Source organism: Solirubrobacter soli DSM 22325, from assembly GCF_000423665.1.
Taxonomy (GTDB): domain Bacteria; phylum Actinomycetota; class Thermoleophilia; order Solirubrobacterales; family Solirubrobacteraceae; genus Solirubrobacter; species Solirubrobacter soli.
On record NZ_AUIK01000041.1, the window covers coordinates 1 to 21,258 of the forward strand.

Annotated in this window: 16 protein-coding genes; 8 read left to right on the forward strand and 8 right to left on the reverse strand. The window is 72.1% G+C overall.

Features of this window, described 5'->3' with window-relative positions; all coding sequences use genetic code 11:
* Positions 1-307, forward strand: a 307-nt coding sequence (locus G569_RS0128445; protein ID WP_028065945.1) for an integrase core domain-containing protein, incomplete at its 5' end; no start/stop codon positions are given.
* On the opposite strand, the gene G569_RS0128450 is transcribed toward G569_RS0128445, so the two are convergent.
* The 7 genes from G569_RS0128450 to G569_RS0128485 form a co-directional block, all read right to left on the reverse strand.
* Positions 304-1,416 carry an endonuclease/exonuclease/phosphatase family protein gene (locus G569_RS0128450; protein WP_028065946.1) on the reverse strand — a complete coding sequence of 371 codons (1,113 nt, stop codon included), beginning with the start codon at positions 1,414-1,416 and terminating at the stop codon, positions 304-306. The genes G569_RS0128445 and G569_RS0128450 overlap by 4 nt on opposite strands.
* 220 nt (positions 1,417-1,636) lie before the next feature.
* Positions 1,637-2,746, reverse strand: coding sequence for a hypothetical protein (locus G569_RS52265; protein WP_157592377.1), 1,110 nt, complete (start codon positions 2,744-2,746; stop codon positions 1,637-1,639).
* Positions 2,747-2,757: 11 nt separating this feature from the next.
* On the reverse strand, positions 2,758-5,484 hold the full coding sequence (locus G569_RS0128465; protein ID WP_037499895.1) for a helix-turn-helix transcriptional regulator: 2,727 nt from the start codon (positions 5,482-5,484) through the stop codon (positions 2,758-2,760).
* A gap of 57 nt (positions 5,485-5,541) precedes the next feature.
* Positions 5,542-7,092 carry a PQQ-dependent sugar dehydrogenase gene (locus G569_RS0128470; RefSeq protein WP_157592378.1) on the reverse strand — a complete coding sequence of 517 codons (1,551 nt, stop codon included), beginning with the start codon at positions 7,090-7,092 and terminating at the stop codon, positions 5,542-5,544.
* A 107-nt stretch (positions 7,093-7,199) separates the two neighbouring features.
* Positions 7,200-9,128, reverse strand: a complete 1,929-nt coding sequence (locus tag G569_RS0128475) for a hypothetical protein (protein WP_028065949.1) — start codon at positions 9,126-9,128, stop codon at positions 7,200-7,202.
* Positions 9,129-9,185: 57 nt separating this feature from the next.
* Positions 9,186-9,998 carry a phosphotransferase gene (locus G569_RS52270; RefSeq protein WP_053227102.1) on the reverse strand — a complete coding sequence of 271 codons (813 nt, stop codon included), beginning with the start codon at positions 9,996-9,998 and terminating at the stop codon, positions 9,186-9,188.
* Positions 9,999-10,036: 38 nt separating this feature from the next.
* A complete protein-coding gene (locus G569_RS0128485) occupies positions 10,037-10,813 on the reverse strand; it encodes an intradiol ring-cleavage dioxygenase (protein WP_037499898.1) in 777 nt (258 codons plus the stop codon).
* A gap of 175 nt (positions 10,814-10,988) precedes the next feature.
* On the opposite strand from G569_RS0128485, the gene G569_RS0128490 reads away from it, so the two are divergent.
* The 7 genes from G569_RS0128490 (at position 10,989) to G569_RS0128530 (ending at position 19,784) form a co-directional block, all read left to right on the forward strand.
* On the forward strand, positions 10,989-11,960 hold the full coding sequence (locus tag G569_RS0128490) for an ATP-binding cassette domain-containing protein (RefSeq protein WP_028065951.1): 972 nt from the start codon (positions 10,989-10,991) through the stop codon (positions 11,958-11,960).
* 65 nt (positions 11,961-12,025) lie between these two features.
* On the forward strand, positions 12,026-12,838 hold the full coding sequence (locus G569_RS0128495) for an ABC transporter permease (RefSeq protein ID WP_028065952.1): 813 nt from the start codon (positions 12,026-12,028) through the stop codon (positions 12,836-12,838).
* A 361-nt stretch (positions 12,839-13,199) separates the two neighbouring features.
* A complete protein-coding gene (locus G569_RS0128505) occupies positions 13,200-13,886 on the forward strand; it encodes an ABC transporter ATP-binding protein (protein ID WP_028065953.1) in 687 nt (228 codons plus the stop codon).
* Positions 13,883-14,608: an ABC transporter permease gene (locus G569_RS0128510; RefSeq protein WP_028065954.1), complete on the forward strand. Its 726-nt coding sequence runs from the start codon at positions 13,883-13,885 to the stop codon at positions 14,606-14,608. The genes G569_RS0128505 and G569_RS0128510 overlap by 4 nt, the downstream gene beginning before the upstream one ends.
* Positions 14,608-15,702, forward strand: a complete 1,095-nt coding sequence (locus tag G569_RS64785) for a sensor histidine kinase (RefSeq protein ID WP_245602598.1) — start codon at positions 14,608-14,610, stop codon at positions 15,700-15,702. The genes G569_RS0128510 and G569_RS64785 overlap by 1 nt, the downstream gene beginning before the upstream one ends.
* Entirely contained in the window at positions 15,699-16,328 is a 630-nt protein-coding gene (locus tag G569_RS64790) for a response regulator (RefSeq protein WP_028065956.1), read from the forward strand. Before G569_RS64785 ends, G569_RS64790 begins: the two co-directional genes overlap by 4 nt.
* 54 nt (positions 16,329-16,382) lie before the next feature.
* Positions 16,383-19,784 carry a Calx-beta domain-containing protein gene (locus tag G569_RS0128530; RefSeq protein WP_037499905.1) on the forward strand — a complete coding sequence of 1,134 codons (3,402 nt, stop codon included), beginning with the start codon at positions 16,383-16,385 and terminating at the stop codon, positions 19,782-19,784.
* A gap of 3 nt (positions 19,785-19,787) precedes the next feature.
* On the opposite strand, the gene G569_RS59120 is transcribed toward G569_RS0128530, so the two are convergent.
* The gene (locus G569_RS59120; RefSeq protein WP_169542265.1) at positions 19,788-21,254 is read right to left on the reverse strand and encodes a calcium-binding protein; all 1,467 of its coding nucleotides are present in this window, start codon (positions 21,252-21,254) and stop codon (positions 19,788-19,790) included.
* Between the last annotated feature and the right edge of the window lie 4 nt (positions 21,255-21,258).

Below are 21,258 nucleotides of genomic sequence, written 5' to 3' on the forward strand. Positions count from 1 at the left end.
CGAACGCGTCATGACCGACAACGGCTCGCCGTATCGCTCGGCCGTGCACGCGCTGGCGTGCCGCGCGCTGAACATCCGCCACCTGCGGACCCGCCCACGCCGGCCCCAGACCAATGGCAAAGCAGAACGCTTCATCCGCACAATGCTCGGCGGCTGGGCCTACGGCGCGATCTACAGCTCAAGCCGAGAACGCACCGCCGCCCTTGACGGCTGGCTGTGGACCTACAACCATCGCCGCCGACACTCAGCCATCGGCCACCAACCACCGATCAACCGGCTGAACAACCTGCTCGGGACTTACACCTAGCCGCGCAGCCTCACCGTGCTGACGACCCCGCCGTGGTCGGACGGCCAGAGCCCGGACGGGGTGCGCTCGGCCTTGTCCTTGCCGGTGATCGAGGCCTTGATCGTCTTCAGGCCCGGCTTGGACAGCACGTGGTCGACGTTGTGATCGAACAGCTGCGCCGGGTCGAAGAGGTTCTGGTAGCAGCAGGACTGCCGGGCCCCGTTGTTCTTCATCCCGAACTTGGTGAGCGCCGCGAACGCGAGCTCGTCGCCCGGCTTCTCGGGCTCGTGGTCCTTCTCGTCGCCCGAGTTGAGGTCGCCGACGAGGATCACCTGCTCGGAGGTCTTCAGCGGTCCCTTCGTCAGCTCGTTGGCCTGCGCCAGGCGGATCCTGGGGTCGCCGAACGCCTCGAGGTGGGTGTTGACGAACCGGAACTTCCGCTTGCCGACGCGCGCCTCGACCGACGTCCAGCCGCGGTCGACCGGGATCGTGATGCCACCCACGTTCGGCTCGTACCGGGTCTTGTAGTGGCCGACCTTCGTCTTGCCGAGCTTCACCTTGCTGCCCTTGCGGACGAGGATCACGTCGCGCATCGTCAGCCGCGCGTCGAAGTCGGCGCCGGACGCCGCGAGCGGCCCCGTGCCGGTCGCGTCGCTGGCGTCGGCGTCGACGGGCAGCTCGGCGTCGAACTCCTCCTGCACGACGGCGACCTTGTAGCTCGAGCCGAGTTGTGCGCGCAGCAGCGCGAGGAAGTCGACCTCGACCGCGGTCGCGGGGGTGGCGCCGGGCAGCGGGCTGATCGGCTTCGCGCCACCGTCGGACGGCGTCTGCTGGCGCCAGAGCGCCACTTCCTGAAGGCCGACGAGGTCCGCCTTCGAGGCCTTGATCTCGCGGGCGAGCGGGACGACCCGCTCGGCGAAGTTCGTGCTCTGGAGCTCGTTCCAGACGGTCCCGGCGCCGTCGATCGCCGCCGGGATCGTGGGCGCGTTGATCGCGGGCGACAGATCCGCCCCCAGGAACAGGTTGCGGGTCATGACGGTCACCGTCGGACCCTTGCTCGCGGCCTGCGCCGCCGTCGGACTGCACAACGCGACGACCGCCGCGCACGCGAACACGAAGCTCCTGGACATCACACGAACCTACCCAACGTGCGGGATCGCGGTCACAGCGATGACGGCAACTGCGACGCGGCGTGCCGGATCCGTTCAGAATGCGGCGTGGTGCTCTGCTTCCCGCGCTCGGATCTTCTACGGCGCGTCCTGGGATCCCTCCGCGACCACCCGCACGACGACACGGTGGATCGCGTCGCGGCGCTCCTGAGCCTGCCCCAGGACGACGTTCATGTCGCGCTCACGGCGCTGGCCGAGGACGACCTCGTTCGCCAGACCCGTTCGCACTGGGTCCTGAGCCGGGATGGCTGGGTGTCGGCGCGCCTGGACGATCCGTTCGACGATCTCGACTAGCGCGGATCGGCCGGTAGGTGTCGTAGAGCACGACGATCAGCGTCGTCAGATACGCGAAGAACAGGCCTGTGGCGGCCGGGAGGTTGCCGCGGTCCGAGAGCGCGCGGCTCCCGGCGTAGATCAGCAGGAAGTTGATCGCCAGCAGCAGCGCGAAGTGGACGCCGGGCCCGCGCCAGGACGCGATCGCCAGGTTGGCCGCGACCAGCGCGACGACGCCGAGCGCGATGTCCAGCGCCGACAGGTGCACCGAGGGCAGGATCTCGGCGACGATCACCGCCAGCAGCGTCAGCAGGACCGACTTCTCGGCGAGCGCGCTCCACGACGCGTCCGCCGCTTGCGTCGGCGGGACCGGCGGCGCCTCGAAGCGCCAGCCCGCACGCGGCTCCGGCATCCGCGGCCGCACCACGAACCACACGAGCCACGCGAGCACGCCGAGACCGAGCAGACACAGCACGCCGAACCACGGGTGGTCGGCCACGGCATCGGTGAAGTCGAGCTGCGCGACATGGATCCAGTACTCCTGCGGGAGCTTGATGAACACCCAGATCCCGCCCGCCACGTACAGCCAGAAGCGCCCCGACCAGCGCTCCGGCTCCCAGCGCGTGCGCAGCCCCTCGTAGGCGATGAAGAAGAACTCGAACGTGTTCGGGAACAGCAGCAGCATCGCCCGCGAGTCGAGCAACTCGAACGCCACCACCCCCACCAGCCGGTAGTAGAAGAGAAAGCGCGCGATCCGGAACGCCGGCGTGCTCGTCCAGTTGCGCATCGCGGCCAGGTAGGCGATCGCGAGGTAGTAGATGTCGAGCGCCTTGTCGAAGCTCTGATATGGCCCGTCCGGCCCGACGTCGACGCTGCTCAGATGCGCGAGCAGCGAGCCGTCGACGGCGTCGAGGACCAAAGCGACGAGGATCATCAGCGGGATCCGCGGGATCAGCAACGGCAACGCCAGCCGCGCGAGGACGATCGCCGTGATCAGCACGCGATCGTCCGCCGCCATCGCCGCGAGGCTCACGATCGCTCCAGCGCCACCTGCAGCTCCTTTCGACCGGCGACATCGAGCTTGCGGAACACCTTGTGCAGGTGGTACTCGACGGTGCGCGGGCTGATGAACAGCTGGGCGCCGATCTCGGGGTTGGAGTGTCCGTCGCGCGCCAGCCGCGCGACCTGGAGCTCCTGGGCCGTCAGCGCGTCGCGCGTGTCCGGCGCGAGCCGCCGCACCGACTCGCCCGTCGCGAGCAGCTCCCCGCGCGCCCGCTCGGCGAACGCCTCGGCGCCCATCCGCGTGAAGCCCTCGTACGCGGCACGCAGCGGCGCCCGCGCGTCGGTCGGGCGGTGCCGGCGCCGCAGCCATTCCCCGTAGACGAGCCGGCTGCGCGCGAGCTGCCACGCCGCGCGGCTGGGTTCGAGGTGGGCGATCGAGGCGCGGTAGTCCTCCTCGTCCCCGCTCACGAGCGCGCGGGAGCGCGCCTCGACCCCGAGCGCCCACGCGGTGCCACTCGCGCTCGTGCGCTCGCTCAGGCGTTCGAGCGCGCCGGCGGCCTCATCCGGCAGACCGGCACGGACCGCCGCCTCGACCCACTCGGCCAGGGCCCAGCCGTACGTCACCACGCCCTCGTACTCGCACGCCCGCCGCGCGTTCGCCAGCGCCTCGCCGTAGCGGCCGCGGCCGATCTCCAGCGCGGCGTGCGACCACCAGCTGCCGGTGAGCGCCGAGCCCTCGCCACGCGCGATCGCCCCCGGGACCAGGACGTCGACGTGGTCGTGCAGGCCGGCCAGGTCGCCGCGCGCCGCGTACAGCATGCCCGCCGAGGCCCTGAGCGGCGGCAGACCTGTGGCGCGTGCGAGCGCGTCGACCTCGGCGATCTGGGCCGCGGCGGTCTCGAACTCGCCGGCGTGCACGTTGTACGTGGCGAGGTAGTTGAGCGCGTTGGGGAGCAGGCTGAGCGCGCCGGTGTCGCGCGCCAGGCGCACGCCGTGGGCGGCGAGCGCGTGCCAGAGGTCGTCGTCCCAGAGGTCCTGCGCGAGGCGGCAGGCGAGCCACAGCCAGCGACGGTCGGCTCCGTCCTCGGTGAAGGCCCGGACCGCTTGCCTGAGCGGCGCGACCCCCGCCGCGTAGCCCTCGGTGTAGCGGGTGACCAGCGCGTCGAGCAGCGCGTCGGCCGCGCCCGGAGCCGGGGCGCTCGTCGACGCGCGTGCGCTCGCGGCCACCGCATATGCGTCCGCGCCGGTCGAGAGACGGCCCGCGAACAGCGCCGACTCGAAGGCCTGCAGGTACGTCTCGCGCGCCAGCGCGGGGTCCAGCGGATCGAGCCGCCGGGCCGCGGCGAGCAGCATCGGCGGCGCGTCGTTCCCGCGCCGGGTGGCGAACGCGATCTGCGCGCGCAGCCGCTCCTGCCGCGCGCGTTGGAGCTCGCTCTGCGCGGCCGGCTCGATGGCCCCGAGGAGATCGGAGGCCGCCGCGGCGTCGGCGACCTCGAGCTTCGCCTGCGCGGCGTCGAGCATGCGCACGACGCGTGTCGCGGGATCCGGTGTCAGCTCCCCCGCCCGCTGCAGGAACGCCGCGGCCGCGGTGAGCCCTCCGCGTCCCTGGGCACGGTCCGCAGAGCGGACCAGCTCCTCCGCCACCGCCTCGTCGGCCGTCACGGTCGCGTGCGCGCGATGCCATGCCCGGCGGTCCGGGTCGAGCGCCGGGTCGGTGACCTCGGCCAGCGCCTTGTGCACGTCACGACGGTCGCCGGGACCCGCGGCGCGGTAGATCGCCGAGCGCACCAGCGGGTGCTGGAAGCGCACCCGCAACCCGATCTCGATCAACCCCGCGGCCTCCGCCGCCCGCCCGCCCTCGGCGCCGAGCCCGAGCCGGTCGGCCGCCCGTCGCAGCAGGTTCGCGTCGCCCAACGGCTCCGCCGCCGCCGTCAGCAGCAGCAGCTGCGCGTCGCGCGGGAGCGCCTGGACGCGCTGCAGGAAGGTGTGCTCGATGCGGCTCGCCAGCCGCCGGGTCTCCAAGAGCCCGAACCCGCCCGCCAGCTCTGCCGGCGTCAACCCGCGCGGCAGCTCGATCAGCGCCAGCGGGTTGCCGCGCGTCTCGGCGAGGATCTGGGCCGTGACCCGCGGGTCGAGGGGCCCCGGGATCGCCGCGTCCAGGAGCGTCCGCGCGTCGTCGGTGGCCAGTCCCTCGACGACCAGCTCCGGCAATCCCTCCAGCGCGTGCGTGTCGGCGGACTCGCGCAGGGCGAACACGAGCCCGAGGCGCTCGGCCAGCAGCCGGCGAGCCACGAACGCCAGCGTCTGCGCGGACACCGAGTCCAGCCACTGCGCATCGTCGACGATGCAGACGAGCGGCCGCTCCTCCGCGGCCTCGGCCAACAGGGTGAGCACGGCCAGCCCGACCAGGAACCGATCCGGCGGCGGCCCGGCGCTCAGCCCGAACGCCGTGCTCAGCGCATCCCGCTGTGGGCCCGGAAGGTCGTCGACCCGGTCGAGCATGCGGGCGCACAGCGCGTGCAGCCCCGCGAACGCGAGCTCCATCTCGGACTCGACGCCTGCCGCCTGTGCGACCACGCACCCGTCCGCCGTGTCCGACAGGTACCGGAGCAGCGCCGTCTTGCCGACCCCCGCCTCGCCGCGCAGGACGAGCACGCGGCTCTCGCCCGCGCGCACCCCGGCGACGAACTGTTCCAGCGCCGCGCGCTCGTCGACACGATCCAACAGCCCGATTGACCGGTGCGTGTCGAGCATGGGCGGTGCATTATGCGCGGGCGGCGCGGACATGGCCGCGCCGCCCCCTGATGGTGACTAGCGGGGGAAGATCTCGTAGATCGTCCCGCGGTTGGTCGAGACCACGTACAGGTGGCCGTCGGGTCCCGTCTGGATGTCGGTCAGGATCCCGAAGCTGCGGCCGGCGAGCAGGCTCTCCGACTCGGTGATGTCAGCCTTCGCGTTGTTGTCGGCCACGAGGTCGTCGAGCCGCGGGTCGTCGAACGCGAAGCCGGTCCGGTGCTTGTCGAGCTTGAAGCGGAACAGGTGTCCGCCCACCGTGCCCTGGGTGGCTCCGCCGACGAAGAGGTCGCCCGCGAAGTCCTCGCCCAGTCCGTCGCCGTCCACGAAGCCGATGCCACCCGGTGGCACCGCCCACTTCCACGAGAATTCCGGGTCGGAGAAGTGGGCCGTCGGCAGCGTGGTCAGCAGGCGCCGCTTGACCTCCTCCGGGGTGGTGGCGACGTTCGTGGGCGGCCAGCGCAGCTGCTGCAGCGAACGGCCGCCGAACGTGCTCTCCATCTCACGGAACTGCGCGACGCGGTCGATCGGGCCGGCAAGTTGCACCCAGCCGCCGTTCATGCCGCGCTCGACGCGGTTGATCTCGTCGAACGTGTCGTCGCCGTTCTCCTGCTCCCACAGGTCGCCGCTCACGGGGTCGAACGCCATGCCGAAGCTGTTGCGGATACCGAGCGCGTAGACCTTCTGCAGGTTGTCCCCGGCCTCTGAGTGCATCGAGTTGCCGACGCCCCAGAACGGGTTGTTCCGCGGTGCGGAGCCGTCGTCGTCGAGGCGCAACACGAAGCCGGTGAGGTGGGCGTCGTCGGGTTCAGGCCCACCGAACTGGTCGTCCTGGAAGACCTGCGGGCCGACGTTGCGGAACGGTCCCTCGCAGATCGGCGTCGGGCCGCAGGGCAGGTTCTGCATCCGCCCACGGCGCCCGTTGTCGCCCATGATCACGTACAGCTTCCCGTCGGGGCCGAAGCGGATCACGCCGCCGTTGTGGTTGCCGGCGGCAGCCTGGCCGGAGTCGCCCTGGCCGGGAGGCACGGGCGCCCCATCGGCCTGGAACGAGTGCAGCGAGATCAGGTGCTTGTCGAACGTCAGGGTCTGCGTCGCCGCGTCCCACACGAAGCGGTCGACGCGGTTGCCGAGGAGCGGCGTGGCGAGGGTCACGCCGGTGTCGGCGCCGAGCATCTGGCTCTCGTCGCACTCGCGTGCCGCGGGGGTGAAGTTGTCGGGCCCCGGGCCTGGAGTCCGGCACGTCCAGTACAGGTAGACGCCCGGGTTGGTAGGGAAGTCCGGGTGCAACGCGATCCCGAGCAGTCCGCGCTCGGAGGCGGAGTTGACCGCGAGGTCGAGCGCGATCGCGGTCACCTGGCCGCCGACCACGTGCTTCACGCGCCCCGTCGCCTTCTCCAGCACCAGCAGGTCGTTCGCACCCAGGAACGCGATGCTCGTCGGACCGCTGAGCCCCTGGACCGCGGGGCGGACGTCCAGGCGGGCATCGGTCATCGTCGGCGGCGTCTGGGCCTGTGCGGCGCTCACCGGCATCAGGAGCGCGGCGAGCACGACAGCGCAACGTTTCACGCAATCCTCCCCCGTCGTTCCCGCCCTCCTCACGGACGGGACTGGCGGTCGTTACGCAGCCGCCGCGGCGCGGGTTCGTGCTCTGTCCCGCCCGGTTGACGCCATTGTCAGCGCGGCACCTCGACCGTCGTGCGGCGCACGCGGTCCGCGTTCTCCGCGGCCGCGTAGACGGTGACCGTCGTCGCTTTGCGCGCGTCGCGGATGCGCGTCGTGAAGCTCGTGCGTGCCTTGCCCTCCAGGGCCGCCGAGCCGACCGCTCCGCCCTTGTCGTCGAACGCCATGATCGCGTAGGCGCGCGGGTCCGCCGGCTTGGCGGTGTGCCAGCGCACGATCAGGTCGGCGCCGTCGCGGGTGGCGGTGAGGCCCAGCACGCGGGGCGGGAACCTGGGCTTGGCCCGCCGCAGGTGCAGCGTCAGCGTGCGGGCGGTGACGGTGTGCGCGCCGGGGGCGCTCGAGCGCAGCAGGACGCGCACCTTGCCGCCGCCGCGGGGCGCCAGCGGCGCCTCGTCCGGGTCCAGCCTGAGCCGACCCGTTCCCGCCTTCGTGAGCGAGCCGGCGGCGGCGGCGATCACGTCGTCGCCGCCGAGCTGCGCGTAGACGTCGCACGCCGCGTCGCACGTGAACCGCAGGACCAGCGGCTGCGAGTCCGTCAGCGTCAGCGAGCGCGGCGGCGTGAACGTGACCTTGGGGGCGGCGGGCTCGGCGGCGGCCGGCGAGCCCTCCCGCGCGATGTGCACCCGCCCGCTCGTGTAGCGCGGGGCGTTGTCGACCCAGGCCACGGCACGCGAGCCGTCGGCCAGCACGACGGGGGTCACGGTGTCGATGTTGCGCACCCCGCCGCCGAGGGCTTGGATCTCGTGCTCGGCACCGGAGAAGCTCACGGTCGCGACCCCGGGGACGACATGCCAGAGGCCTTGGCGGCGCAGCAGGTGACCCCACGTGATCATCACCCGCCCGTCCGCCGTGGTGACGGCGCGGACGAGATCGCTCCAGCCCGCCCACACGAAACGGGCTTGGACCTCCCGCCCCGCGCTACCGAGCCGCTGCGGCCGCGCGAGCGACACCGCGGGACCGAACGGACCGGCCTGTTCACGGGTGCGCATGTCCAGCGCCGCGGTGTGCGGGGAAGTCCATGCCACGACCGCTCCGCCGCCCGGTCGCAGCACGGCGACGGGCGTCGAGCCGAACTCGTCGGTCGTGTCCGAGATCGTGACCAGCGGGCCGAACGTGCCGGCGGGCGCCCGCTCGGCCGCGACCAGACGTCCCAGCGAGCTGAAGACCACGAGGGCACGACCGTCGGCGCCGACCGCCAACGCGTAACCCCCGTCCTGGGTGATCGGGCCGATGTTCTGCGGCGCCGCGAAGCGGGCGCCAGGCGCCCCGATCGCCGCCCACAACTCGTCCGGATCGCTGCGCTTGGGGCCTCGCGCGATCCAGGTCACCACCGCCTCGCCCGAAGCCGCGAACGCCGCTCGCACCTCTCCCCTGGCCGCCCGGGACGTGAACCGCTCCGGCGCCTCGAACGCGCCGCCCGGGAGCCGCCGCGCGACGCGGACACTCCCGCGACCTCGCTCATCGGCGCTGCTCGCGGCGACGAGCGCGTCACCGCGCTCGGAGGCCGCGACCGCGAACGCCAACGGGCCCAGCCGAGGCTCCGGCGGCAGCACGTCGACCGGCGCGCCCCAGTCCTGCCCCGGCTCGCGCAGGATGGCGCGCAGCCACGTTCCCCCCTCGATCTCGGAGGAGAGCGGGACGGCGAGGACCCCGCCCCCGCCGGGCCATCCGGCGACGTCGGCGCAGTTCGAGGTCCCTTCGATCGGCAGCACGCCGCCCGGGGTCAGGCCCGTCGCCGTCGCGGTCAGCAACGACGCGGACTCGTCGTTCTGGCGGAAGAGCTCACCGGGCGCGCCCGTGGCCTGCAGGCACACCGCCGGCCCGCGCACCCCCACGAACGGGAGCTCGGCGAACGGCGCCGCGGACGCGGTGGGGCACAGGATCAACAAGAACCCGGCGACCGCCGGCAGGAGGCGAAGCATCGGGGCACCTTAGATGAAGGAAGCCTGAGTGCAAGCCGACATCCGTCGAGGCGGCGTTCACCCCGCGCGCAGGCGCGCGAGGTACGCGGCCGCATCCCTGAGGGCCGCGGGCCGGCGCCGGGCCTGGGAGGCGTGCCAGATGACGCCGTACAGTGCGTGCGCCTGGAGGAAGGGCGCCATGTCCTCGACGCCCGGGTCGCCGTAGGCGGCGAGAAGCTCCTCGCCGTCGCGCGCCATCAACCCGGCGACGTCCCACGCGACCGGGCCGATGCAGACGTCCTCGAAGTCGTTCCACACGAGGCCGCGGCCGGTGCGCAGGAGGTTCGAGGCCGAGGCGTCGCCATGCAGCGCCTGCGTGGGCAGCGCGCTCTCGAACACCGTCGGCCTGAGCTCCTCCAAGCGGCGCCGCAGCCAGTCGATGTCAGCACCGGTCAACACGGTCGACGGCCGCAGCTCTCCCAGCAGCCGCGCCAGCCAGTCACAGATGCCGCTCAGCGGCGCGAGCTCGCCGCCGAAGCCGGCGAGCGCCTCGTGCAGCTCCCGCAGTGCGCGGCCCAGCTCCGCCGGCCCCGGCGGTGCGGCGTGCGGGTCGTGGGCGACGAAGCTCCACAGCGTCATCCACAGCCCGTCCCGCTCGTGCGGCCCCGGCGGCAGCAGGTCGGTAGGCGCGACGACCCGGTCCGTCCGCCCGGCCAGGAACACCCCCACCGCGAGCTCGCGCGCCAGCCACTGCTCGGGGTCGTCGTGCAGCGCCGCCGTCCCGGTCATCACCCGCGCCACGACCGGCGCCGGCCGCAGGTGCACCATCACGTTACTGCTCCCCGGGAGCACCACGGCGTCCTCGCACGCCACGCCGTATTCGCGGGCCACGGCTTGCGCGAGCGATAAGGCCGTCACTCCGCCTGAGACTAGATCCCGATCGTCAGGTTGGCGACGAAGCCCTTCTTGACGCTCCCCGTGACGGTGGCGAGCTGGTGGATCGCCTTGTCGTCGCTGAAGACCATGTCGCTGGTGAGCGAGGTGCGGGCGAGGTTGCTCGAGCTGCCCGTGTAGCCGCTGGTCGCGTAGACCTTCTTGCACGCCGCCTGCGGGAGCGCGATCTGGGAGGTCTTGACGATCGGGCCGTTCGCGACCGCTTTGGCGACCGACGAGTAGACCTCGAAGTGGATGTGCGGCCAGCGGCCCGAGTAGCAGCCCGGGAAGATCGTCTTGAACCACGCGGTGCCGTCGCTGCCGGTCTTGGCGATCCCGCGCAGGTAGTTCTCGTCCTCGACCCCGGACGAGTACATCGAGTACCGGCCGGAGCGGTCGCAATGCCAGAGGTAGACGGCCAGCCCCGGCAGCGGCGCGTAGTCCTTGGAGGCGTCGGTGACCGTGAGGTTCACGCGCAGCGGGACGCCCTTGGCCGGCGTCCGACTCGAGCCGAAGCTGCGGCGGATGTCGTGGCGCACGATCCCGGAGTCGTCGAGGACGTCGGGACCGTTGGACCCGTCGCCCGGGTACGGGCCGGCGGTCTCGCTGGGCACCTCGCCGGTGGGCGTGGCGGCCGACACGTTGGAGGCGCCGAGCGACGCGAGGATCGCGGCAGCGCTGCCGGCGCCGAAGATCCGCAGCGCGTCCCGGCGGGTGGCGAGCTTGACGAGGTCCTCGTGGAGGCCGTCGCCGTGGTCGTGTTCGGTGGGCATGTCGCACAAGGTCCACCCACACGCTGTGAGTTTCCTGGGACGCTCCTTAGAGACTGCCGGGTGTGTAACGGCGGGCATCGTCGTAGGACCAATGCCGGATGGAACCGCGGACGGCGGACCCGTATGTTCGTGAGAGACCGATGAGTTTCCGGCGGCAAGGGAGTCGAACCCAGCGATGACACCTTCCAACCTCGCGATCGAGGCCTCGGGCCTGGTCAAGACGTTCGGCGACGTGCGGGCGGTGGACGGCGTGGACCTGGCGGTCCGGCGCGGCTCCGTCTACGGCGTGCTCGGACCCAACGGCGCCGGCAAGACGACGACGATCCGGATGCTGACGACGTTGCTCACCCCGGACGGCGGCTCGGCGCGGGTGCTCGGGCACGACATCGTGGACGAGGCCGACGCGGTGCGCGGGCTCGTGAGCCTGACCGGCCAGCTGGCGAGCGTCGACGAGGACCTGACCGGGCGCGAGAACCTCGTCCTGCTCGGCCGGCTGCTCGGCCTCAAGCGTCCCGCGGCCAAGCAACGGGCGGCCGAGCTGCTGGAGGCGTTCGGGCTGACCGATGCCGCCGGGCGCCTCGTGAAGAACTACAGCGGTGGCATGCGGCGGCGCCTCGACATCGCCGCGAGCATCGTCGTCACCCCCGAGCTGTTGTTCCTCGACGAGCCCACGACGGGCCTGGACCCGCGCAGCCGCAACCAGGTGTGGGACATCGTCCGCGCGCTGCGCGAGGCGGGAACGACGATCCTGCTCTGCACGCAGTACCTGGACGAGGCCGACCAGCTCGCCGACGGCATCGCGGTGATCGACCACGGTCGGGTGATCGCCGAGGGCACGCCGGGCCAGCTGAAGGCGAGCGTCGGCTCGGGCGCGCTGCACGTGCGGCTGCTCGACCCCGAGCAGCGCGAGGAGGCTTACGCGATCCTCGAGCGCGAGCTCGGCGCCACCGAGCGCGAATCGGACCCGAGCGCGCTGACCGCGCCGTGCGCGAGCGCCGACCGCGGCGCCCACGCGGTGGCCGCGCTGGCGCAGCACGGCATCGCGCTGGCGGGCTTCACGCTCGGCCAGCCGAGTCTCGACGAGGTCTTCCTGGCACTCACGGGTCACCCCGCCGAGGAGCAGCCCGAACTGGAGGCGACGAAATGAGCGACCCTGGCCAGCGCCGTCGAGGCACCAGCCGTACGGTTTCAGGGACCCCCGCAGGGGGCGGCGTGAGCGCCATCGAGAGCGACACGCTACGCAACGCGCTCGCGACCACGCCCCGCCCGCCGCGCGCCTCCGGGCTCAGCGCCGCGCTGACGTTCGGGTGGCGCGGGATGTTGAAGGTCCGCCACGTCCCCGAGCAGCTGCTCGACGTGACGATCACGCCGGTGATGTTCCTGCTGATGTTCACGTACCTGTTCGGCGGCGCGATCGAGGGCTCGACCGGCGAGTACCTCGACTACGTGCTCCCGGGCATCCTCGTGATGTCGGTGCTGTTCACGACGGTCTACTCCGGCGTCGCGCTCAACACCGACCTGACCAAGGGCGTGGTCGATCGCTTCCGCAGCCTTCCCATCGCCAAGCCCGCCCCGCTCGTGGGCGCGTTGCTCGGCGACACCGTCCGCTACTGCGTGGCGGGAACCGTGATCGTCGTGCTCGGCGTGATCCTCGGCTTCCGTCCCGGCGCCGGCGTGCCCGGCGTGCTGGCCGCGCTCGCGGTGACGATCGGCTTCGCCTTCGCCCTGAGCTGGGTCTTCACCACGCTCGGACTGCTGCTGCGTTCTCCCAGCGCGGTGATGAACGCCGGCTTCATGGGGATCTTCCCGCTGACCTTCCTCTCGAACGTGTTCGTCGACCCGACGACGCTGCCCGCCCCGCTGGAGGCGTTCGTGAAGGTCAACCCGATCAGCATCCTCGCGACGCTGTCGAGGGGCCTGATGGAGGGCGACGCCGACGGCACGGACTTCCTGATCGTCGCCGGGACGGCGCTGGCGCTGACCGCGATCTTCCTGCCGCTGACCGTGCGCCTCTATCGCCGCTAGGGCCGCACCGAGTGCGGTCGAGCACGTATCCCTGGCTGTCCGGCTGGCACGGATCGGTCCCGGCGGCCACACGCGCAGCGGCGCGTCGGCGGTCCCGAGTACGTCGGGCGTGCGGACCCGCGCTGGTCACGACGCGCTCGACGCCGGGATCACGGGCCGCCACGGCGAGCAGGGCGAACAGATCGGCCTCGGCGGGCGGCTCGTCGGCGCGGTGACGCGGGCGACACCGAGCACGCCGACGGCGACGAGCGCGATCAGGAGGGCGAACGCGCCGCATCGACCACAGATCAACCGATCGGTGGATGCAGATCAATGGGCCGGGCGATCAACGGACCGCTCCGCCCGGCGCAGACTCGGTCCCATGCCCGCGATCGAGATCGAGCACCTCCAGAAACGCTATGGCCACGTCACCGCGGTCGACGACGTCTCGCTGACCGTCGAGCACGGCGAGATCCTCGGGATCGTCGGCGTCAACGGCGCCGGCAAGACCACGACGGTCGAGTGCATCGCCGGACTCACGACCCCCGACGCCGGCACGATCCGCGTGCTCGGCCTGGACCCGCTCGCCGATCGGAACGCCATCAAGGAGCGCGTCGGCGTGCAGCTGCAGGAGAGCGCGCTGCCCGACCGCCTCACCGTGACCGAGGCGCTGACGCTCTACGGCACCTTCTATGACAACCCTGTCGAGCCCGCCGAGCTGATCGAGCAGCTCGGTCTCACGCATCGCCGCGATGCCCGCTACGGCAAGCTCTCAGGCGGCGAGAAGCAGCGCGTCAGCGTCGGCCTCGCGCTCGTCGGCCGCCCCGAGGTGGCGATCCTCGACGAGCTCACCACCGGCCTGGACCCGCACGCCCGCCGCGAGCTGTGGTCGCTGATCGCGAGTCTGGACATCACGGTCGTGCTCGTCTCGCATTTCATGGACGAGGTCGAGCGGCTCTGCGATCGCGTCGCGGTCATGCACGCCGGCCGCGTCATCGCGCTGGACACACCCGCCTCGCTCAAGGGCGCGGCTTCGCTGGAAGACCGCTTCGTGGACCTGACGCGATGATCCTCAAGACCGAGGCCAAGCTCGTCCTGCGCGAGCCGATCGGGATCGGCTTCAGCATCGTCCTCCCGCTCGTCCTGCTGCTCGTCTTCGGCCTGCCGGACTCGGCTCGCCGCCCCGACCCGAACCTCGACGGCAAGGTCCCGATCGACACCGTGATGCCGTCGCTCGCGCTCGCGCTGAGCTTCGGGATGCTCGCCGTGTTCATGCTCCCCGGCTTCATGACCGACTACCGCAGCCGCGGCATCCTGCGGCGGCTGTCGACGACGCCGGTCCACCCCGCGAAGCTGCTCGGCGCGCAGTTGACCGTGCAGGCCGCGGTCGCGCTCGCGAGCCTCCCGCTCGTGCTCGCCGTCGGGGCCGCGATGGGCATGGACGCCCCCAAGCACCCGCTCGCGCTGGCGGTGGCCCTGATCGTCGGCGGCGCCGCGCTGTTCAGCCTCGGCTCGCTCGTCGCCGCGCTCGCCCCGGACCCGCGCGTGGGCTGGGTCGGCAGCGCCGTGATCTTCTTCCCGAGCCTGTTCCTGGCGGGCGTGTGGCTCCCGAAGGAGCAGATGCCCGACTGGCTCGCCCGCGCGGGCGACTTCACGCCGCTGGGCGGCTTCCGCACCTCGGTGCAGGACGCCTGGACCGGTCACGCCCTCGACCCGCTGATCCTGCTCGCGCTCGCCGCCACGGCGGTCGCGGTCTCGGCGCTCGCGGCTAGGGTGTTCCGTTGGGAGTAGTGATGCGGCCGGCGGACACATGGGAGGCGCGCGTCGAGGCGGCGGTTCCGGCTCTCCCGTACGTGCTGCTCGCGTTCTCGACGTTCGCCGGCACGGTCATCGACGACCGCCGTCCGTGGGCGCCGACGCTCGCGCTCTCACTCGCCGCGCTCGCCTGGTTGCTGGCACGCCGCAAGCTCCCCGCGGCGGTGTTCGTCGCCGGATTCCTGGCGCTCAACGTCGCGCTCGTCGCCCGCAGCCCGATCTACGGCTTCTTCGTCTTCGCCGGCTACCTCGTGCTGGACGACCTGCCGGGCTGGTGGAAGGTCCCGCCGCTGGTCCTCACCGCGACGCTCGCGGGGTTCTCGCAGTCCGGCGGCTGGCCGATCGCCGAGCCAGGCGTCTTCGCCGCGCTGGCCGTCGTCAACATCCTCATCGCGGGCCTGATGTTCGCCTTCACGCTCGCCGGCGAGGAGCGCTCCCGCCAGCGGCAGGAGATGGAGCGCGAGGCGGGCGTGCTGCAGGAGCGCCAGCGGCTCGCGCGCGAGATCCACGACACGCTCGCCCAAGGCCTGACCGGCATCGTCGCGCAGCTCGAGGCCGCGGCCCAGGCGCGCAAGCGGGGCGCCGACGACACCGGCTACCTGGACGCCGCGGCACAGCTCGCCCGCGAGAACCTCAAGGAGGCGCGCCGCTCCGTCCGGGCGATCGGGCCGGGCGAGCTCGAGGGGGCGCGGCTGCCCGATGCGCTCGCGCAGGTCACCGACAGTTGGACGGCGCGCACGAACGTGCCCGTCGCGTTCGCCACGACCGGCGACGCGCGGTCGCTGCACCCCGAGGTCGAGGTCGCGCTGCTGCGGGCGGCGCAGGAGGCGCTGGCGAACGTCGCCAAGCACGCCGATGCCACCCGCGTGGGGCTCACGCTCTCCTACATGGAGGATCTCGTGACCCTCGACGTCCGCGACGACGGCATCGGCTTCGAGCCCACCCGCCGCGGCTTCGGGCTGACCGGCATGCTCCAGCGCGTGCGCGGCGTCGGCGGCGAGCTCGCGGTCGAGTCCGCGCCAGGCGAAGGTACCGCGATCTCGGCCAGCGTCCCGGCGGTGCCCGCGTGATCTCGCTGCTGATCGCCGACGACCACCCGGTCGTGCGCAACGGGCTGCGCGGGATCTTCACCGGCGACCCCGAGTTCGAGGTGCTGGGCGAGGCGGCGAACGGCGTCGAGGCGGTCGCGCTCGCCGTCGCCCGCCGGCCGCAGGTCGTGCTGATGGACCTGCGGATGCCCGGCGGCGACGGCGTGAGCGCGATCCGCGAGCTGCGCGACCGGCTCCCCGAGATCCGCGTGCTCGTCCTCACCACCTACGGCGACGACGCCGACGTCCTGGCGGCGATCGACGCCGGCGCGACCGGCTACCTGCTCAAGGACGCGCCGCGCGAGGAGCTGCTGCGCGGCGTGCGCGCGGCGGCGGACGGCCACTCGGTCCTGTCCCCCACGGTCGCGGCGACCCTGCTCGGCCGCGTCCGCGCACCCGAGCCCGAGACGCCGTTGAGCCCGCGCGAGCTCGAGGTGCTGCGGCTCGTCGCCGCGGGCCGGAACAACCGCGAGGCCGCGGCCGAGCTGTTCATCTCCGAGGCGACCGTGAAGACGCACCTGCTGCACGTCTACGCGAAGCTCGGGGTCAACGACCGTGCAGCCGCCGTAGCAGCGGGATATGAGCGTGGATTGCTCGGAGGCCCTTAACCGGTGTAGGGTCAGCACTCAGACATAGCCGGTTCGCCCATTGAGGGGGTCGTCATGACGGGGAAGGTCTGCTGGCTCATAGCCGCATTCGCGCTCGCACTGCCCGCGTCTCCCGCGCTCGCCGCCCCGTCGATCTCCGCCCCGCCGGACGTTGTGGTGGGCGAGAGCGACGGCTTCGTCGACCTCCCGGTGCGGCTGTCGGCCGCGAGCGCGGACACGGTCACCGTGAACTTCGCCACCGCCCAGAGCACCGCGGGCCCGGGGACGTTCTGCAACTTCGACTACGTTCACACCACCGGGACGCTGACGTTCGTCCCCGGGGACATCTCGGAGACCGTCCACGTCCAGCTCGGCGACTGCCCGCTCGTCGAGAGCCTGGAGTCCTTCACGGTCAACCTCAGCACCGCTGTCAACGGCGTCATCGCCCGCGCATCGACGCGGGTCTCGATCGTGGACAACGACACCGTGGTGGCCACGCCCCGTCTCTACGTGCGCGATGCGGTCGTGGACGAGTCCGACGGCGTCGCGCTCGTGCCGGTGCTGCTCGGCGGCCCGTCCGGGCAGGCGTCCAACAGCACGGTGACGGTCGGCTACACCGCACCGGGGCTGCCACCGGGCACGCTCACGTTCGCGCCCGGCCAGACGGTCAAGACGATCGCCGTCCCGATCACCGATGACGCGACCCCGGAGAAGCGCGAGACGCTCAGTGTGACCCTGTCGAACCCGACCAACGCGACGATCGTCAACGGCACGGGCACGATCACCGTCGGTCCCAGTGACACCGTGCCCAGCACCCAGCCCTCGGTGCTGGCGCCGCCCGACGCGATCGTCGGCGAGGCCGACGGCTACGTCGACGTCCCCGTCCGACTCTCCACCCCCGGCACCGAGCCCGTCACGGTCGCCTACGCCACCGCGCAGAGCACCGCCGGCCCCGGCACCTTCTGCAACTTCGACTACGTCCACATCGCCGGCACCCTCACCTTCGCCCCCGGCGAGACGACCAAGGCGCTACGGATCGACCTCGGCGACTGCGGGAGCGCCGAAGCCCTCGAGTCGTTCACGCTCGGGCTCTCCACGGCCGTCAACGCCGTCATCACCCGCGCGTCGGCCCGGATCTCGATCGTCGACGCCGACACGATCGTCGCCACCCCGAAGCTGTACGTGCGCGACGTCGTCGTCGACGAGTCCGACGGCGTCGCGTTCGTCCCCGTGCTGCTCGGCGGCCCGTCCGGGCAGGTCTCCAACAGCGTGGTCACGGTCGGCTACAGCGCGCCCGGGCTCCCGGCGGGCACGCTCACGTTCGCGCCCGGCCAGACGGTCAGGACGATCGCCGTCCCGATCGCCGACGACGCCACGCCCGAGACCCACGAGACGCTCGGCGTCACCCTGTCGAACCCGACCAACGCGACGATCGTCAACGGAACCGGCACGATCACCGTCGGACCCAGTGACACCGGCCCGAGCACCCTGCCGTCGCTCCTCGCGCCGCCCGACGCGATCGTCGGCGAGGCCGACGGCTACGTCGACGTCCCCGTCCGACTCTCCACCCCCGGCACCGAGCCCATCACGGTCGCCTACGCCACCGCCCAGAGCACCGCCGGCCCCGGCACCTTCTGCAACTTCGACTACGTCCACATCGCCGGTACGCTCACCTTCGCCCCCGGCGAGACGACGAAGCCCCTGCGGATCGACCTCGGCGACTGCGGGACCGCCGAGAACCTCGAGTCGTTCACCCTCGAGCTCTCCACGGCCGTCAACGCCGTCATCACCCGCGCCTCCGCCCGGATCTCGATCGTCGACGCCGACACGATCGTCGCCACCCCGAAGCTGTACGTGCGCGACGTCGTCGTCGACGAGAAGGACACCGTCGCGCTCGTCCCCGTGCTGCTGGGCGGGCCGCTCGGCCAGACCTCCAACAGCGTCGTCACGGTCGACTACACGGCGCCCGGGCAGACGGGCACGCTCACGTTCGCGCCCGGCCAGACGGTCAAGACGATCGCCGTCCCGATCATCGACGACGCCACGCCGGAGGGACCCGAGACGCTCGCGGTGACGCTCGCCAACCCGGTCAACGCGACGCTGGCCGATGCGGCCGGGACGGTGACGATCGGCGCCAGCGACGGCGCGCCGAGCACCCAGCCGTCGATCGCCGCGCAGAGCGACGTCCTCGTCAGCGAAGGCGACGGCTACGTCGACCTCGCGATCCGGCTCTCGACCCCCGGCACCGAGCCCGTCAAGGTCGCGTACGCCACGACGCAGAGCACCGCCGGGCCGGGCACGTTCTGCAACTTCGACTACGTGCACATCGCCGGCACGCTCACCTTCGCTCCCGGCGAGACGACCAAGGTCCTGCGCGTCCAGCTCGGAGACTGCCCCGCTGTGGAGGGCCTCGAGTCGTTCACCCTCGATCTCAGCGCCGCGGTCAACGGGGTCATCACCCGTCCGAGAGTGCGGATCTCGATCCTCGACGGCACCACGACGCTCTCCTCGGTCGCCGTGACGCCGTCGAATCCGAGCACCGCGGCGGGGACCGACCGCCAGTTCACGGCCACGGGGACGTTCTCGAACGCCTCGACGCTGGACGTCACCGGGTTCGTGGCCTGGGCGTCGAGCACGCCCGCGGTCGCCACGGTGGGTGAAGGCGGGCTCGCGCACGGCGTGAGCTCCGGGACCTCCACGATCAGCGCGACGCTCGGCACCGTCACCGGCTCGACCGTGCTGACGGTGACCGCGCCGCAGCCGGCCGCCCAGACGATCACATTCGGCACGCTCGGCGGGCGTACCTTCGGCACGCCGGACTTCACCGTCGCCGCGACCGCGAGCTCCGGGCTGCCCGTCGCGTTCACCGCGGCCGGCACGTGCACGGTCGCCGGGACGACCGTGCACCTGACGGGCGCGGGCACCTGCACGATCACGGCCTCGCAGGCGGGCGACGCCACGCACCTGGCGGCGGCCGACGTCAGCCGGGCGTTCGCGATCGCCAAGGCGGCGCAGTCGATCGCCTTCCCCGCAATCGCCGATCGAACGCTGTCCAGCGGCGACTTCGACGTGAGCGCGACCGCCTCCTCCGGGCTGGCGGTCGCGTTCAGCGCAAGCGGCCCGTGCAGCGTCAGCGGCACGCGCGTCCAGCTCACGGGCGCCGGGACCTGCACCCTGCGCGCGACGCAGGACGGCGGCGCCGACTACGAGGCGGCGGCGCCGGTCTCGCGCGCGTTCACGATCAGTGCGCCGACGCCGATCCCGATACGCCGCTGCACGGTCCCGAACGTGACGGGCAAGACGCTCGCCGCGGCCAAGAGCGCGCTCACCCGCGCCCACTGCCGGACGGGGTCGGTGTCCCGCGCCTTCTCGCGCAAGGTCAAGAAGGGCCGCGTGATCTCCCAGAGCCGCAAGGCCGGAAAGGTCCTCGCGGCTGACGCCAAGGTGAACCTGGTCATCAGCCGCGGACGGCGCTGAGGGCTACTTCTTCAGCGACAGCGACTTCGACGAGGACGTCTTCCCCGAGGCGTCCTCCACCGTCACTTTCAGGGTCGCGGACGCCTTCTTGAGCTTCTTGAAGGCCTTCAGGGACGTCTTGGACACCTTGACGGTGAGCTTGGCGTCACCGGCCTTGAGCATCGTCTTCTTCGCGCTGGCGACCGTCTTGCTCTTGACGATGAGCGACACGGAGACCTTGCAGGCGCCGGCGCACGGGACGGTCACGGCGAGGCCCTTCTTCGAGATCGTCTTGATCGAGAGCTTGCCCGTGACGTTCGCCTGCGGACCCGCGGTGGACCCCGTCCCACCCGCCCCGGCCGGGCCGCTCGGCGAGCCGCCGCCGGACTTGTCGACCGTCTCGCAGTTGGCGACCGTGTCGATCGCGTCCACGTACGCGGTGTCCTGACCGACGCCGCAGTCGATCGTGTCCGCCTCGCCGTCCTGGGCGTAGACGATGTCGTTGCCGAACGGGATCTTGCAGGTGTAGGAGAAATACCCGCACGACGCGCTGGTGGCGTCGGCGAAGATCGTGTCCTGGCCCGGCCCGCCGGTGATCGTGTCGTTGCCGAAGCCGGCGTTGAGCACGTCGTTGCCCGGCCCGCCGTCGAGGTTGTCCTGGTAGTCGCCGGCGGTCAGCTTGTCGTTGCCGCCGTTGCCGAGCAGGGTCGAGTTGCCCTCGTCGATGTTCGCCCAGACCTGGAGGTCGTCGTCGCCCGCGCCGCCCGACAGCGTGCCGGAGACGTGCGAGGCGATCTTCTCGACGTTGACGACGTTGTCGCCCTCGCCGGGGCGGCCGTCGTTGGCGACGCCGTCCATCGAGACCGCGATCGGCGGGTTGTAGTCCTTGTCCGGGATCGACCAGTCGTCGACGGTGTCGATGCCGTTGCCGCCGTCGATGTAGTCCGGCGCGGGGTCGTGGTAGGTCTCGCCCGAGATCGTGTCGTTGCCGTCGCCGGCCTCGATGTGGTCGGCGCCGCCCGACGCCTGGATCTCGTCGTCGCCGGGGCCGCCGAGCAGCGTGTCGTTGGTGTCCCAGCCCTTGAGCATGTCGTTGCCCGCGCCGCCGTCGAGCGTCGCGGCGTTGGCGTTGTAGGTCTGCAGCTGGTCCTTGCCGTCGCCGCCGAGCACCGTCACGGGCAGGTTCGCCGGGTAGTCCGACGAGAACCCGTTGGAGTCGTCGCCATCGCCGAGCTCGAGCCGCACGCGGGCGGGCATCGGGCAGTGCACCGCGTAGTCGACGGTGCACGGGGCCGAGGCGGTGGTGTTTTCCTCCCCGGAGATCAGCAGCATCCCGCCGTCGTCCTTGCTGAGGTTCACGAAGTCGCGGACGCCGGGGTCCGCGCGGTAGACGAGGGTGTCGCCTTCATAGGTCACGGTTGCCGCCTGCGCCGCCGCGGGGACCAGGAGGACCGCCGCGAGCGTCGCGAGGAGTGGGGAGGTCAATCGCATGGAC

Bases quoted from the DNA above. Each gene is read 5' to 3' on its own strand.
- G569_RS0128450 (WP_028065946.1), bottom strand. From the start codon at position 1,416: ATGTCCAGGAGCTTCGTGTTCGCGTGCGCGGCGGTCGTCGCGTTGTGC.
- G569_RS52265 (WP_157592377.1), bottom strand. From the start codon at position 2,746: ATGGCGGCGGACGATCGCGTGCTGATCACGGCGATCGTCCTCGCGCGG.
- G569_RS0128465 (WP_037499895.1), bottom strand. From the start codon at position 5,484: ATGCTCGACACGCACCGGTCAATCGGGCTGTTGGATCGTGTCGACGAG.
- G569_RS0128475 (WP_028065949.1), bottom strand. From the start codon at position 9,128: ATGCTTCGCCTCCTGCCGGCGGTCGCCGGGTTCTTGTTGATCCTGTGC.
- G569_RS0128485 (WP_037499898.1), bottom strand. From the start codon at position 10,813: ATGCCCACCGAACACGACCACGGCGACGGCCTCCACGAGGACCTCGTC.
- G569_RS0128490 (WP_028065951.1), top strand. From the start codon at position 10,989: ATGACACCTTCCAACCTCGCGATCGAGGCCTCGGGCCTGGTCAAGACG.
- G569_RS0128505 (WP_028065953.1), top strand. From the start codon at position 13,200: ATGCCCGCGATCGAGATCGAGCACCTCCAGAAACGCTATGGCCACGTC.
- G569_RS0128510 (WP_028065954.1), top strand. From the start codon at position 13,883: ATGATCCTCAAGACCGAGGCCAAGCTCGTCCTGCGCGAGCCGATCGGG.
- G569_RS0128530 (WP_037499905.1), top strand. From the start codon at position 16,383: ATGACGGGGAAGGTCTGCTGGCTCATAGCCGCATTCGCGCTCGCACTG.
- G569_RS59120 (WP_169542265.1), bottom strand. From the start codon at position 21,254: ATGCGATTGACCTCCCCACTCCTCGCGACGCTCGCGGCGGTCCTCCTG.